Raw genomic sequence first — 14,522 nt, forward strand, 5'->3', positions numbered from 1 at the left:
ACCTAAAGGAAGCAAATGAATCACAAATACCTTGTAATACTTCTTCTCACAGCAGGTATCTCCGTAACAGCTTGCGCCAAAAACCCAGGCCCAGACGGCAAGCGCCCCAAACCACCGACTCCTGAAGAGTTCATCCAAAAGCTCGATAAAGATGGCGACGGAAAAGTCTCCCAGGAAGAATTCGACGGACCCGACGAACATTTCACGCAAAGTGATACAAACAACGACGGCTACATAAGCTTGGATGAAGTGCCCTCAGGCCCTCCTCCTCGCAAGTAAAACAAAAAAGTCCGCTCGGGAGACGGTAGAGGGAATATCTCCCGGGCGGACCCATTTTTAATATATAAGAGGAACTCGTATTATGGGAATCGAACGAATCGACGGCTGCATCGGCTGTGAATCTTGCGTCCTCGCCTGTCCGACCGATGTCTTACGTATAAACGAGAAAACGAAAAAGGCCGAAATACGCTACCAGCAAGACTGCCAAGTCTGCTACCTGTGCCAGCAATACTGCCCGGTCGATGCGATCACAATCACGGCTGGAAGAGTCATTCCTGCCATAACCGCTTGGTAAATCATGAACCGTTGGCTTTTCATCGTCTGCTATAGCCTGCTCTTCGTCGGCGCTCCGATCTTTCTCGCGCTCACCCAGGGCATCCCCAGCCAATCAAATTTTCAGCTCGCGGTGCTGCTCGTGAGCGTGGGCGCCTTCGGACTCACGCTCGGCCTCTTCTGGCTAACGCGCCTCCTGCCCAAAGACAGCGTCAAAATGCGTTTGGGCAAAATGATGTCCTGGCACAAGTATCTGGGCTATGCCGTTTGTATCATTTTTATGATACATCCCATACTGATCATCGCACGACGCTTCTGGGTGGTAGAATCCAACCCGATCCATAATTTAAAGCTGATGCTGACCGCGCCGCTGGTTTGGCCGGGCATGGCGGCCTGGCTCTTGCTCATGCTGATTATGGGATTTGCCTTAGCTAGAAAGCGTTTCTCGGCAAAGACCTTCCGCAATCTTCACGGCTGGCTGTCCATCGCCTTCCTGATCTTCGCGGCATGGCATGTCATATCCATCGGTCGCCATAGCGATCTGATTCTGGCCGCCTTTTGGGGCCTCTTGGCGGCTGCCGCGATCGTCGGCTACTTCAACCGAGCACTTCTAAAAAAACGAACCTCATGAGCACACCTCCAAAATTCAAAATGAACCGTCGACACTTTCTAGGTGCAGCGGGAGGCACCTGTGCGGTGCTCGGAGCCGCGTACTTTTGGGGTAAGGACTCCGCCGAACAGAGCCCTTCCCATCCGCCGCACATGCAAACCAGCAAGAAGCCCAAGAACGCCAGCGAAGGCAGCATCCGGGAGTGCTTCACCGAGGTGCTGGTCGTGGGCGGCGGCATGGCGGGCGTCTTTGCCGCCGTCAAAGCGCACGACCACGGTGCCAAAGTAATTCTAGTCGACAAGGGCGCCGTCGGTCGATCCGGGCAGACGCCTTTCGCCCGCGGCATCTTTCGCTACGATGAGCAGAAAACCGGCCTATCGAAGGAGGCCTACCTGCAAAAGACCGCCGAAGCAGCCGAATACATCAACAACCCGGCTTACACACGACTCATGCTCGACCGCGGACCGGATTGTATCGACGAATTGACGACATGGGGCTTCTTCGACGAAGCCTGCTACGCCAAAGCCATGACCAAGCCGCTGGCAGACCGCGGCATTCAGGTCATACAACGGGTCACCTTAACTAACCTATTGGAAGATCAGGGCCGCGTGGTCGGTGCCATGGGCATGTTCATCGACAATAACGAATCTCTGGTCGTCCACGCACGCAGTGTGATCCTCTGCACGGGTGCGGGTGGTTTCAAACCGGCTGGCTGGCAAATCTCTTCACTCACACACGACGGCGATGCCATGGCCTACCGCATCGGCGCGGAAATCACCGGCAAGGAATGGGTCGACGGACACGGCATGCGCAACAACGGCCTGGAAGGCCTCAGTAGCGTGCTCTCGTTTTCGTCAATTTCCCCCATGCTCGGCGTCGAGGAAAACATCGAAGTCAGCAAAAACGGCCCGATGACCGAGATGCGCATGGGGCCACCGCCCGGAGCCAAGCACGCCGACGGCGCCGGTCCTGGCGGGCCTCCGAGTGGCGGCAAGGAGGGCCCTCAATTAGCCGGTGGCCCCAACGACTCCAAAGGTCCCGGCGGGGGCCCTCCAGGTGGAGGTCCTCCCGGGGGCATAGGCGGCCCACCTCCGGGCATGCAAATGTGCGGGGGCGCATCGGCGGGCATGTCGCAACACAAGGGCGAAGGTCTCTTCCCCGCCGACGATCGCTGCGCATCCAATATTCCCGGACTCTATGCCGCCGGCGATTCGTTGGGCTCGATGCAGAGCGGGGGCATCTACACCCAAGTCGGCTCCTCCTTGGTCGGCTCGGCCGCGCAAGGCTGTGTGGCCGGACAGGCCGCAGCCGAATACGTGAAACAGGTGCAAGATTACACCACCCCGATGAGCACGCTCAAGCAGATCAACACCCGGATCTACGCGCCCTATTTGCGCGAGCGGGGCTTCTCACCCGACTGGGTCACCCACACCTTGCAGGGAATCATGATCCCCAATTTCATACTCTACGTCAAAAGCGAAGAACGCCTCCAGGCCGCCCTCACCTATGTGGAATACCTGCGCGATCACCAGCTGCCGCTCCTCATGGCTGACGATCTGCACGAGCTGCGTAAATGCCATGAAACCGCCAACATGGTGCTCAACGCCGAGATGAAACTACGCACCTCACTCATGCGCAAAGAATCACGTGGCAGTCACTACCGCGAAGACTATCCCGAGCGTAACGACCGGGACTGGCTCTGCTGGATCAAGATCCGTCAGTCACAAGACGGCGCCATGGAACTGCTCAAGCATCCAATCCCGCCTATACACTCAGTAAAAAGCGCTTAGGCGCTGGTTTGCTTATGTGTTAACAGGTATTCAAAAGCAGCGAGGCCGGCTTTAGCGCCTTCTCCCATAGAGATGATGATTTGCTTATAAGGCGTATCCGTCACATCCCCACAGGCAAAGATCCCTTCGACACTGGTCTGACACTTGGGAGACACTACAATCTCACCGCGAGGGTTCACATCGACCAGATCGCCTACAAATTGACTATTGGGAGCGAGGCCGATCTGCACAAAGACACCATCGGTGGCTTGAGTGACTTTCTCGCCGCTCTCGCGCATCTCAAGCTCAAGCGCCGTCACACCAGCCTCATTGGCGATCACTTCTTGCACCGCCGCCGAGAGAATGACCTTTGCATTTTTAGTGCTCTGTAGCTTATCGACCAAAACCTTGTCGGCTTTGAGCGAGTCCATAAATTCCACCACTGTCACCGACTTGGTGATGGCCGCCAGATCCAGCGCGGCTTCCACCCCGGAGTTGCCCCCACCGACCACGACGACATCTTTGCCCTTAAAGTAAGGTCCGTCACAGTGCGGGCAATAGGCCACGCCCTTACCCACGTTTTCGACCTCGCCAGGCACGCCGAGTTTACGCCACTGAGCACCGGTCGCGATGACCACGGTGCGCGCCTGCAACACCTCGCCTGTGCTCAAGGTCAACAGTTTCAAATCTGAATCCGGCTTGGCCTCGATCGACTTCACGCGAATACTGTCGCGCAATGCGATTGGATAATCGCCCAAGTGCTTGCGAATGTTATGCGTCAACTGGGTGCCGGTAATCTCGCTGATCGAGGTTACGTTTTCAATGCCGACCGTATCACTCACCTGCCCGCCAAACTTCTCAGCGATCGTCGCGACTTCGAGTCCTTTGCGTGCCAGGTAGATGGATGCGGTCGCCGCTGCCGGGCCACCGCCCACGACGACGCTGTCGTAAACCTTGTCGTCCTGCACGGCCGCACTGCTGCTGACATTAAATTGCTGCGTGATCTTCTCGATGATCTGCGCCGCACTAATCTGCCCACTGGAAAATGGTTTTTTGTTCACGAAGACCGTGGGCACCCCCTGAACCTTGCGTTCATTCGCCAGATTCTGGTGCAGCGCACCATCGATCATTTCGTTGGTAATGCGTGGGTTCAACAGCGCCAACTGATTGAGCGTTTGCACCACATCGGGACATACGTGACAGTCCAACGAGATGAAGGTCTCAAACATTAAGTCTTCGTTGATCGCTTTGATCTGTGCTTGTAAGCCCGCATCCAGCTTGATTTCAGAGCCGCCCGCTTGCAGCAGAGCCAATACGAAGCTGTTAAACTCATGCCCTCCCGGCACACCGGAAAAAAGCACGCCGGTGGACTGATCATCGACCACCAGCTCAAAAGTCAGCCCCTCACGCACGGCGACAGTCGTGTCTTCGACTTCGCTGAAGCTAATCATGGATGAAACCGATGCCACTCCTTGCAACATGGCAATGAGCTCCGCACGCTTGGCATGAGCGCCCGCATGCAGGCGTAGTTCAACGCGACGCGTCATATTCTTAGTGTATTCGGTGAGAGCCTGAAGAAGATTCTTGTCTAACATTTTAAAAAGTCGTTAGCCGAGGCAGATCAAACTCTCCACGGCATGATAATTGTATCGAAAAATAAACGCTATGAGCAGTCTCGATCGACTCGCAACTATAGCTTAAATCGTCGCGCGGGCCTCGAATCATTTACGAGGCGGCGGACACGGCTTCAGTGCACCGGGTGCACTGATAAAAATTGAAGTAATAAAAAAAACGGGGCCCGGCCCTCCGGGCCCCGGAAAATATGCATCTGCGATGTAAAAGATCGCTTAGATCTTGCCGACGAGGTCGAGCGAAGGCTTGAGTGTTTCTTCACCCGGCTGCCACTTAGCAGGGCATACTTGGCCATCATTGTTGGCCACGTATTGAGCCGCTTGCACCTTGCGTACAAGGTCTGCAGCCGAACGGCCGATACCGAGATCGTGCACTTCGACGATCTTGATCTTACCTTCGGGATCTGCCACGAAAGTGCCGCGCAGCGCGAGGCCTTCTTCTTCAATCATCACGTCAAAACCACGTGTGATTTGACCTGTGGGGTCACCGATCATTGGGAAGTTGATCTTCTTGATTGTGTCCGAAGCATCGTGCCATGCCTTGTGTGTGAAGTGTGTGTCAGTGGAGACCGAGTAAACTTCGACACCCAGCTCTTGCAGCTGTGCATAGTGATCCGCCAAGTCGCCTAGCTCTGTAGGGCAGACAAATGTAAAGTCCGCAGGATAGAAGAAGAAAACAGACCACTTGCCCTTCACGTCTTCAGTAGAGACGGGCTTGAACTCACCATTGTGGTAAGCCTGTGCGTTAAATTCTGGAATAAGTTCGTTTATTTTAGACATAATTTAATTAGATTGAGGTTTAACTCGATGCGCAGAATAACAGATAAAGTTTGATAGTTGAAAGATATCTAATCTATACCTTTGATAGTTTTTAACTATGGAAATCCAACAGATTCGTTACTTTCTCGCAGTGGCCGAGTTACGCAATTTTACCCGTGCAGCGGAGCGCTGTCATGTGGCACAACCTTCGCTCAGTCAGCAAATCAAAAAGCTGGAGCAGGAATTGGGCGGCGCTCTCTTTCACCGCATGGGCCGGCGCATTTTGCTCACCGAGCAAGGCGAACTCCTAGAATCCAAAGCTAAAACCATCCTTTTAGAGCACGAAAATGCGATTCAACAGGTGAGCGACTCCTTTCAATGCAGTCGCACCGTTACCTTAGGGGCGATTATGACAATTGCCCCCTATCTAGTTCCCGCGCTGCTACACAAGTTGACTGAGAGCGAATGCAGTTCACTACGGATTGAGGAAAATTTCACAGAAACCTTGATCGAAAAAGTGCGTCGCGGTCGGCTGGACTTCGCCATCATGTCTTCTCCGCTCAAGGAGCCCGACCTGCTGGTGCAAGTGCTGGGGCACGAACGCTTTCTCGCGGTGATGCCCAAGGAGCACCCGCTCAATTTGAGGCCCGGCAAAGTCACACTGGACGAACTCGTTCGCGAGCCCTTTCTTGAACTCAATAACATCCACTGCGCTGGCAAACAAATCCATGAAATCTGCCGTCTCAGTTCCGGTAAGCGCAACACCGTGTTTCTAAGTTCCCAGATCGAAACCATCCGTCGTCTCGTGCTGGAAGGCAAAGGTGTCACCATTCTACCCCAAATGTCGCTCCACGGACACGACGATATGGGTATCAAAGAAATCGAGGGGATGACGCTCGAACGCGAGATCACCCTAGTGCAACACCCCGACCGCTACCTCTCCAAGTCCGCGCAAGAGCTCAAAGATAAGCTCAAGGCCTTCACACAGCAGTATTTGCAAGCCGTGTAATCCGACAAGTTGCATTCCAAGGGATAACAAGAAATGAACCTCTTCAACGGCATCGGCGCCCCCTAGGGGCGTCACTTATGACTGTCCCATTAACGCAAATTCACGTAATTAACGGTTCCACTCGTTTCTTGAGGACTATTCTTCGTCCGAATCATCCAAGTCGTGTTTGCGGGTATTGGAGGTTTCGATCTGAGCGAACCCACTGATGCGCACTTCGGCTAAGGCATCGTCCTGAGAGGCGATGGCCATGCCCATCTCAATCTTCTCATCCATGGGCAAGTCCACTTCACCGATGGGGGTCCAATTGCTTTCGTCGGATGAACAGTAGCCGAGAAAGCGGTCGCCTTGTCGCACTAGCATGGCGAAGCGTTTCTGCGGGGCATCGACCGAGCCGAGGCCGACGACGTTCGCGCCTTTGCCGGGGCGATAGACCATGTGCATGCGGCCCGCGGGATCGCGCAGGACAGCGACCATGGTGTCGTCCGCGGCTAATGAGGCGCGATACATGACACCGGCCTTGGCATTGGCACCCGAGTTAACAAAAGTATCGACGGAAGCCTTCACGCCACCGTCGCCATAATGAGCGTCGGATAGATAAAAGAATTGGTCCGCTGCACCGCCGATGAATCCGCTGCCTTCCAGTTTATAGATATCCACCGTGCTAGAGAGGCCGCTGCCAGCAAGTGGCGGCGCGCCGATGTTGTTTTTCCAAAGTATGCGCGTGTCCGCTCCGGGGTTCAGGTTCAGGTAAACATCACAGTGCTCAAAACTGCGGACATAGACGTAATTGTCCCGCATGTAGGGACCGAGCGGTTTGCCCAAGGGACGTTGTAATTGGTCGGCATAGCTGGCCTCCCACTTCCACATGGGCTCGGTGGCATCGACGGTGGCCTGAACGTAAAAGTAGGCATACGCCTCGGCGTAAATCAGATAGATCGCAAGACGGCTATCCAAGGAGTCTTCCAACTGGCGCGGATTGGACACACGTTTTGCCGGCATGCGGAGAATCTGCATTTTCTGATTCAGCCCGGTCTCGCGGGCGATCGCGATGGTCTCGGCAATCACATCCGGGTTCCCGCCACCGGTCCAGCCCTCCCGGTAGGTGCCGTCGACATAGCCGATGCGTTGCCGCGCATCGGAGTTGTTATTCATGACCAGCTTATCGACCGGGGTCGCTTGATACAGGGCATCGAGCATATAGATCGGCACGCCTGCCTTATCGACAAAGGTGCCATCGATCGCGGGGTCGCTGATCATTTTCTCGGCGCAGCCCACCCACCACTTGAGGAAGTCGGGATTGTCCCGCACATAGGTGGGCAGCCGTCCGCGGATGACAAAGTCGGGGTCGATCCACTCATCCCGGTGCCGGGTGATCGTGTCGTCGATGCCGTAGTGCCCGAAAAAGATGCGTGAGTTCCAATAGAAGAGCACCTTGATGTCCGGATTGATGGCTTTAAGGCGGGCCGCCGTATCCTTCATGCCTACGCTCGTATTACCAAAGCCTGCGCCGTTGGCCTTTTCCAAAACCACCAGATCATAATTCTCCGCGATGGCCCGGATCTCCTGATCCGTGTAAGGCTTGCTCTTCCGGATGAGCATGCCGCGTGGCACTTTGTCCCAACTAAACTTTGGAAAGTGTTTCAACTTCGCATCCGAACTGGGCTCGTAGGGCGTCGGCCCCATGTTATGCCCATTGCGCAGGTCGGAAAAAGGATGTTCGGGGTCCTCGATGCGCAGGGTCGGATCGCGCAAGACGAGCGATCCTTGAATCTCAAAATAGCCCTTGGGTGGCCGCCGGTCGTTCAATTTTCTCGGCGTCACTTTGGAGAAGGCACTTTCCAGCACCAGGCCGGCTCGCTCCGGCGTGAGTCCATTGACGGTAATCGACTGCAGTCTCGGCTCGGAAGATGCAGGATCCATCGCCAGCGTGAATTGCAACTGGTCCGCCTCCGGCCCATCGATCAGCTGATTCCCGGTCCAAGTGATCCGATAGACACGGGTCGAGCCCTCATCGCCCCGCTGACAGGAAAGCCGAGGTGAGCCCAGATTTTCGCTGCGATAACCATTCGCGAGAATCAGCTCTGTTTCGCTGCCGGAATCGCTCCCTGCGCCCGGACGCACGGTAATCCAGAAATGACTGTTACGCCCCGACGAATCGACCGCAGCCAGCACCTGAATGCTACAACAAAGCAAGAACCAAACGGTTACAAGGCGATAAAAGTCATACATACGGCGTGTGCGATCACATAAATTCTGATGAACTCACAGTATACTTAAAAGCAACCAACAGCACTATAGCTGAAATACATGATATTAAACTGCAAGTCTCGCGGCGAAAGATTGCACTTGCTCCCGCTCACTCGACGAAAATGCGATAAAACAGCGAACCACCCTCTGTATCCGCAGAAAACTGCTCAAGTCCCCCACTGCCAGGCATGTCGACGAATGCAGGATTCGCCACCTCGGTCCAACTCTCAGGCAGCAAGTTTGCCGAAGATTGGATGGAATAATTCCGATCGCGCTGAGTTTTCCAAGAGAACGAGAAGCGATTTCCTGTTGCGGCGCATGCGAGCACTTTCAGCGCACTGTTGCTGTCGCGAGGATTGGTGCTGGCTTGATATTCCTCCCACGCCATCGCTCCATCATGATCGTCATCGCTGAGATCCTGCGTTTCGTAATCCGACGCAATCCAGTCAGTCGTATCGTATTGTTGATCCAACCATGCATATGGCGTGCCATGAGCAGTCACAAGACTCGATGCGACACTGTCACTTTCGACGCTAAGATAATCGAGGTCGAAGAATCCGGTTTTAAATGTGTTCGCAAATTCCAAGGTCGTGAGAGGATCGGTCGGCTCAAAAAACAGGCTCTCGCCCAGAACCAACTCATCATCGATCCACACACTGAAAGCTTGTTTTCTGACATCGGCTTCGATGCGGAATGTATACCATGTGCCGCTGGTATAACTAGCAATGTCGGTGAAGCTGCCGTTCTGGTAAAAATACCGCAGCTTGCCGTTGCCTGAAAATCCGACATAGCAGGCTTTATGCCCCGCGGCATCAGTCAGTTTAAAGAACATGCTATTACTCGTTTGCCCCGCCTTCATACGAAAGCTGCAAGCGACCACCCCAGCCTGTGCCTCAATGGATCGACTCATCGAGGCACCCAAACTATTACTAGAATCACTGTCTCTGAGCCGCACACTGTAACTCCCGTTTCCTGGAACGGCGACCACCCCAATCGATGACGCAGCACTGACGCTGTAAGTATAACCAACAGCTTGCTCGCCCACGTCGAGTGAGTCGAATGTGTCATCAAACAAGACTCCTAGATCGGGGACTGCGCCCGTATATGCCTCAGCGGGCTCTAGGTCGCGACCGATGGCACCGCCGCGCCAAAACTTTTTGATATCAATGTATTCGGCGCGAATGCCTGACTCATCTTTGATGCTTTGATCCTGAGAAGTATTATCAATCAAAGTGTGGTTGTATCCTTTCACTTTAATATCCCCGTCCACGACAGTACCGCTCTCATTCGTGGCATGGATGTTCATAAACACATTTGAACTGACCGTCGTATTTTCCGAATTATCATCAAGATAGATGCCATGACTATAGCGCTCCGGCCCCGTATCCCACCAACTCCGTGGAGTGATGTTATAAATCCAATTTTGACTATACAGCGCACCGCTCTGATCGCTCTTCGTATGTATAGCACCACTGTCACGCGCGAGAAGCGAGTTGTCATGCATTCGATTGTGCGTCACCACAGCTTGCTTGGTGGCTACGGTGTCATAGGTGGCTCCCCAGCCGATATTCATGCCGAGTCCATTGATGTGTGAAAACTCGTTATGAGTGATCGTGATCTGATCCGGCCAAAAGGCAAACAGTCCGGTCCCCCCAAAGTAGAGAGTGCCGATACGGAAGAAATAGTTGGAGTCGAAAGTATCCTGTGTAGAAAGGTCATCGCCAGTGGCCCAACGATAGTTGTCCATATCATAAATGATCGCGGATTCAGCAATTTCTGAAAACACATTGCCGACCACCGTATTGTTGGATGTGCCCGTATCAAAGCCCATTGCGGCAGCTCCCATCTTGGTGAATGCACAGCGTTCGATACGGACATTATTGATCCGCTTAAAATACGTCGCGACCGGCACGACATTAAACTGCTTCGTCGACCACTGCTCAGTCTCGTCATCGTAGGTGGCCAGCACTTGCATACTGCCTTGGCGTTGCACCATGCCTTGGCTCATCGGCTCCAACCACGCGGCATGTTCAAAGGTCAGACCAAAGAAGGTGATATTTTCAGCGTCTTCGACATGCAGCAGTTGTTCCAATTGGGGCGCATACACATGCGCAGTCGCCATGTCCTGATCGGCCATCGGCATGTAGTAAACGGTGTCCGTATCCAGGTCCAGAAACCACTCCCCCGGTGTATCCAAAAATTCGATATGGTTTTCAAAATAATAGGAAGGCGTGCCATCCAACGGCCCCTCCAGCCAGCCCCAATAAGCGGCACGCTCGGGATACATAGGAGTGACCACAGCTTTATCATTGACGATTTCGAAGCTCTCAATCCTCAAACGGCATGAGGTAAAAGAGCTGGCGATCACCATTTGCACTCGGTTGAGATGGCTCCAGTCTTCGATCTCACTCGCATTAATCCGGATCTGCTGATTCGCGTCGTAATTACTAAGGATCTTGTAAGGCGAACCGTCATTCGGATGCCGCGCGCGCTGTGCCGGCTGGCTGTTCACCGACAACTGATTAAAAGCCATGGAATCGGCACTTGCCGCATAGATCCCGCCACCGACATCCGTCCATCCACTGATCGGTTGACCGCCGGTGATGATGGGTTCTTCTTGCGGGTAATTCCTATAGACCACTCGATACCCGTTCGTCCCCGAATCCCGCTCATCCAGCATCAGGGTGTCACGCAACGAATACACACCGCCGCGTAAATAAACGACGATGTCCCCCGTCATGTTGCTGTTAATCGAGCGAACCGTGTCTCGTGCCTGTTCTATCGTTTGAAAAGGAGAACCGAGGGTCCCCGCACCGAGATCTGAGCCTAAGTCAGGATCGACATAGTAGACTGCTTGGTTACCCGCCTGCGCTAGGCTGGTGACCACAATCGCTATAGCGAGACATACACTACGAACAGAGCAGCGATGCCGGATCATTTCACTCCTCTTCGAAGATTGATCTTATCAACATCGTTTGCCTGCTTCGGCCCCGCTGTGCTACGACCGCGCTGCACATCGGACTGCAACTGAGCGACCAAGCGCTCGAACAGCTCCGGCTGACTGTGATAGAGATTGTTCTGCTCCTCTGGGTCGGCCTCCATATCGTAAAGCTGCGCGGGCGCATTGACGGCCATTTGTTCCTTGGTCCATCCACCGGATGCTTGAGTTAAGAGGATCTTCCACTTGCCCGAACGATAGGCGAACTGACCACTCACAGAGTGATGCACGATCCCTTTACGCTCAGAGACGATTGGCTCCCCTTTCAGTGCGGGCGCGAAGCTGACACTGTCCTCGCCTGCATTGTCGGGCAATTGGGCACCAGTCAAATCGGCAGCGGTCGCCATCAGGTCGGTCAGGCAAATGATCTCGTCGCTGGTCGAGCCAGCTTCCACAGCTGCGGGCCAGCGCACGATGAAGGGCACACGATGCCCGCCGTCCCAAATGTCGGATTTTGAACCACGGAAGTTTGCGTTTGGATAGTGGCCCTGTGCTTTTAAGGCATCGATGTCGGCCACCTTGGAACAGCCGTTATCGCTGGTCACAATAATGATGGTGTTCTCAGCCAGCCCTGCCGCATCGACAGCGTTGGTGATTTGCGCAACAATCGCGTCGGTCTGTATCACAAAATCGCCATAGCTCCCGAGCTCACTCTTTCCCTGCCACTTTTTGGAGGGAATGATCGGTGCATGCGGTGAGGTGAGCGGGATATACACGAAGAAGGGCTGATCCTTACTTTGCTCAGCGATGAACTCGGCGGACTTATTGCCAATCGTATCCAGCACGTCCACAGCCTCGAAATCGGCATGTGCCGGTCCTTTACGGTGGAAGGCTTTGACCGTGGTGCACTCACCGACGAAACGGTCGTTTTCAATCCAGATGTAAGGTGGCATATCGAGCGAAGCAGCGATGCCATACCAAGAATCAAAGCCAAGATCGAATGGTCCCCCCTCAATGCGAGCGCTCCAATCGACCCCATCCACCGGAGCGGCCTTGCCTCTCGTGGGCGTGCCGTCCGGCTTGCGAATCCCTAGGCCCAGGTGCCATTTACCAATCATGGCCGTCTTGTAGCCTTGTGCTTTCAGCAGAGCAGGCACCGTTAAACGATCCGGTGCAATAAGCGGCTGATCGAATCCAAACAATACCCCACTTTGTAAACGGGAGCGCCAGTTGTAGCGCCCCGTCATCACGCCGTAGCGCGTGGGCGTGCAGACCGACGAACTGGTATGCGCATCGGTAAACACCATGCCCTCTGCTGCGAGGCGATCCATCCCCGGCGTAGGAATTTTGCCATGCTCGGGATTCAAGGCCTGCACATCGCCATAGCCGAGATCATCGGCCAGGATGTAAATGATATTGGGCTTGTCTGCAGCATGGGCCGCCACAGTCGCCAACATGGAAAAGGCTAGGAGTAGGCATTTCATAGTATCTTTCTATGGATTAGTGGCGTGCGCCTTTGACCGCTTGCAGTAATTTAGTTTTTCCAGCGTGGGCATTGTTTTTGATCTCCGTATGACGCTTACTGCGTGTGGTATACCAATGATACTTCCCTTCCGAATCTGCGTCCGCAACAATCGGGGCCTCATATTCCACGGCAATGACCGTGTTTCTGAAATCTGGCGCTTCAGCCGGCACTTCAATTTTTGTCAGGTGCCCATTGGCATCGTAAGTCACTGGAAGCGCTTTGCGCTCCGCATCTGCGAGGAAGTAAGCCTTCGCGGGCTTGCCCACGATACCGTTGAACTCAATGCCTTCCGGCTTCCACTCCAAAACGTGCAGGTAGAGCGTCTGCCCCTTCTGCGTCATCGCGCCCCACCAGAAGTCGTAGTCGACGGGTGACGCAGTGGTGCCGTAGATCGATTCACCGTTCACTTCCATCCACTTGCCCGCAGCCAACAAGCGCTCGGTTTCTTCCGGGAGAATGTTACCCTTGGGATCCGGCCCCACGTTTAAGAGCAAATTCACTCCACGGGCGGCACAGAGTGCGAGGAACTCGACAATGTCCTTCTCACTTTTCCAGGCGTCGTCGGTGCGATCGTAGCCCCAGTTGTGACGCATAGTCATGCAAGTTTCGGAATCAACCGTCATGCGCTCGGCGGGAAGCAAACGATCTGGCAGCGAATTGAAGTCAGCGTATTTTTGTTGGTCCACTGGCACCTTGCGACTGTAGAGGCGACTGCAGATGACAGAGTCCGGCTGAAGCTCACGCACCCGCGCGCCTTGTGCATCGGCTTCGACGACATTGTTGCCACCAACGTCGAACCACAACACGGCCATGTCGCCGTAGTTCGAGAGCAGTTCGTCCAAATTCTTTTCAACCAGAGCGAGATACTCATCGTTGGTCAGCGTCCCGGGATTTCCCTTGCCCCGTGAGCGATGATACCAGTCTTTGAACTGGGAATAATAGACCCCAAATTTGATGCCCTGCTTCGCGCACTCCTCGGAAAGTTCCTTAATGATGTCGCGCTTAAACGGCGTGGCATCCATCACGTTGTAATCCGTCGCATCGGTATCGAACAGACAGAAACCATCATGGTGCTTGGAAGTGATGACCATGTATTTCATGCCCGCTTCCTTGGCCAGAGAGACCCACTCTTTCGCATCGAAATCGGTCGGGTTGAATTGCGGCGCCAAGGTCTCACGGTATTCCTTGCCCGGAATTTTCGCGCTATTCATCAGCCATTCCGCACTGGCACCGCCCTGTTCTTTGCCGTAATCCTTGCCCTTCCATTCACCACCGGCGATGGAATACAGCCCCCAGTGGATAAACATACCGTAGCGCGCTTCGCGCCACCACTCCATGTGAGAATCGTCAGTTTGGTCTGCAGGCGAGGAGATAGTTGAGAGCGCTAGAAACGCGAGTAATAATAGTGAGGTTCCTTTTTTCATATCAATAAATAATGATTATAAATGGATGGGAGGATTGGGTAGTCAGCGCGAATTGGGC

11 protein-coding genes are annotated in these 14,522 nt (G+C 54.2%); 5 read left to right on the forward strand and 6 right to left on the reverse strand.

The annotated features are described in order from the left end of the window. Positions 1-15 precede the first annotated feature (15 nt). From SH580_RS04970 to SH580_RS04985, 4 genes are all read left to right on the forward strand, one after another. Entirely contained in the window at positions 16-279 is a 264-nt protein-coding gene (locus tag SH580_RS04970) for an EF-hand domain-containing protein (RefSeq protein ID WP_319833908.1), read from the forward strand. An 82-nt stretch (positions 280-361) separates the two neighbouring features. Beyond that, positions 362-574: a 4Fe-4S dicluster domain-containing protein gene (locus SH580_RS04975; protein WP_319833909.1), complete on the forward strand. Its 213-nt coding sequence runs from the start codon at positions 362-364 to the stop codon at positions 572-574. A 3-nt stretch (positions 575-577) separates the two neighbouring features. After that, positions 578-1,183, forward strand: coding sequence for a ferric reductase-like transmembrane domain-containing protein (locus tag SH580_RS04980; protein ID WP_319833910.1), 606 nt, complete (start codon positions 578-580; stop codon positions 1,181-1,183). Positions 1,184-1,203: 20 nt separating this feature from the next. After that, positions 1,204-2,952, forward strand: coding sequence for an FAD-dependent oxidoreductase (locus SH580_RS04985; RefSeq protein WP_319833911.1), 1,749 nt, complete (start codon positions 1,204-1,206; stop codon positions 2,950-2,952). On the opposite strand, the gene ahpF is transcribed toward SH580_RS04985, so the two are convergent. Together ahpF and ahpC are read right to left on the reverse strand one after the other, a co-directional pair. Beyond that, positions 2,949-4,526: an alkyl hydroperoxide reductase subunit F gene (gene ahpF / locus SH580_RS04990; protein WP_319833912.1), complete on the reverse strand. Its 1,578-nt coding sequence runs from the start codon at positions 4,524-4,526 to the stop codon at positions 2,949-2,951. The genes SH580_RS04985 and ahpF overlap by 4 nt on opposite strands. Positions 4,527-4,778: 252 nt before the next feature. Beyond that, complete coding sequence (gene ahpC, locus SH580_RS04995; protein WP_308948501.1) at positions 4,779-5,342, reverse strand: alkyl hydroperoxide reductase subunit C; 564 nt, start codon at positions 5,340-5,342, stop codon at positions 4,779-4,781. A 97-nt stretch (positions 5,343-5,439) separates the two neighbouring features. Here ahpC and SH580_RS05000 point away from each other — a divergent pair, with 97 nt between their 5' ends. Further along, positions 5,440-6,330: a LysR family transcriptional regulator gene (locus SH580_RS05000; protein ID WP_319833913.1), complete on the forward strand. Its 891-nt coding sequence runs from the start codon at positions 5,440-5,442 to the stop codon at positions 6,328-6,330. 135 nt (positions 6,331-6,465) lie between these two features. Here SH580_RS05000 and SH580_RS05005 read toward each other — a convergent pair whose 3' ends face one another. The 4 genes from SH580_RS05005 to SH580_RS05020 form a co-directional block, all read right to left on the reverse strand. After that, a complete protein-coding gene (locus SH580_RS05005) occupies positions 6,466-8,559 on the reverse strand; it encodes a putative glycoside hydrolase (protein WP_319833914.1) in 2,094 nt (697 codons plus the stop codon). 127 nt (positions 8,560-8,686) lie between these two features. After that, positions 8,687-11,464 (reverse strand): right-handed parallel beta-helix repeat-containing protein, encoded by a 2,778-nt coding sequence (locus tag SH580_RS05010; RefSeq protein ID WP_319833915.1) that lies wholly within the window; start codon positions 11,462-11,464, stop codon positions 8,687-8,689. 47 nt (positions 11,465-11,511) lie between these two features. Continuing rightward, positions 11,512-12,999, reverse strand: coding sequence for a sulfatase family protein (locus tag SH580_RS05015; RefSeq protein ID WP_319833916.1), 1,488 nt, complete (start codon positions 12,997-12,999; stop codon positions 11,512-11,514). 16 nt (positions 13,000-13,015) lie between these two features. Beyond that, positions 13,016-14,464: an alpha-L-fucosidase gene (locus SH580_RS05020; protein ID WP_319833917.1), complete on the reverse strand. Its 1,449-nt coding sequence runs from the start codon at positions 14,462-14,464 to the stop codon at positions 13,016-13,018. Between the last annotated feature and the right edge of the window lie 58 nt (positions 14,465-14,522).

Source organism: Coraliomargarita algicola (assembly GCF_033878955.1).
In the GTDB taxonomy this organism is placed as follows: domain Bacteria; phylum Verrucomicrobiota; class Verrucomicrobiia; order Opitutales; family Coraliomargaritaceae; genus Thalassobacterium; species Thalassobacterium algicola.

What these genes read in the sequence shown, in the direction of transcription:
- SH580_RS05000 (WP_319833913.1), top strand. Translation starts at nt 5,440, where the DNA reads ATGGAAATCCAACAGATTCGTTACTTTCTCGCAGTGGCCGAGTTACGC.
- SH580_RS05005 (WP_319833914.1), bottom strand. Translation starts at nt 8,559, where the DNA reads ATGTATGACTTTTATCGCCTTGTAACCGTTTGGTTCTTGCTTTGTTGT.
- SH580_RS04985 (WP_319833911.1), top strand. Translation starts at nt 1,204, where the DNA reads ATGAACCGTCGACACTTTCTAGGTGCAGCGGGAGGCACCTGTGCGGTG.
- SH580_RS04975 (WP_319833909.1), top strand. Translation starts at nt 362, where the DNA reads ATGGGAATCGAACGAATCGACGGCTGCATCGGCTGTGAATCTTGCGTC.
- SH580_RS04970 (WP_319833908.1), top strand. Translation starts at nt 16, where the DNA reads ATGAATCACAAATACCTTGTAATACTTCTTCTCACAGCAGGTATCTCC.
- ahpF (WP_319833912.1), bottom strand. Translation starts at nt 4,526, where the DNA reads ATGTTAGACAAGAATCTTCTTCAGGCTCTCACCGAATACACTAAGAAT.
- ahpC (WP_308948501.1), bottom strand. Translation starts at nt 5,342, where the DNA reads ATGTCTAAAATAAACGAACTTATTCCAGAATTTAACGCACAGGCTTAC.
- SH580_RS05020 (WP_319833917.1), bottom strand. Translation starts at nt 14,464, where the DNA reads ATGAAAAAAGGAACCTCACTATTATTACTCGCGTTTCTAGCGCTCTCA.
- SH580_RS04980 (WP_319833910.1), top strand. Translation starts at nt 578, where the DNA reads ATGAACCGTTGGCTTTTCATCGTCTGCTATAGCCTGCTCTTCGTCGGC.
- SH580_RS05015 (WP_319833916.1), bottom strand. Translation starts at nt 12,999, where the DNA reads ATGAAATGCCTACTCCTAGCCTTTTCCATGTTGGCGACTGTGGCGGCC.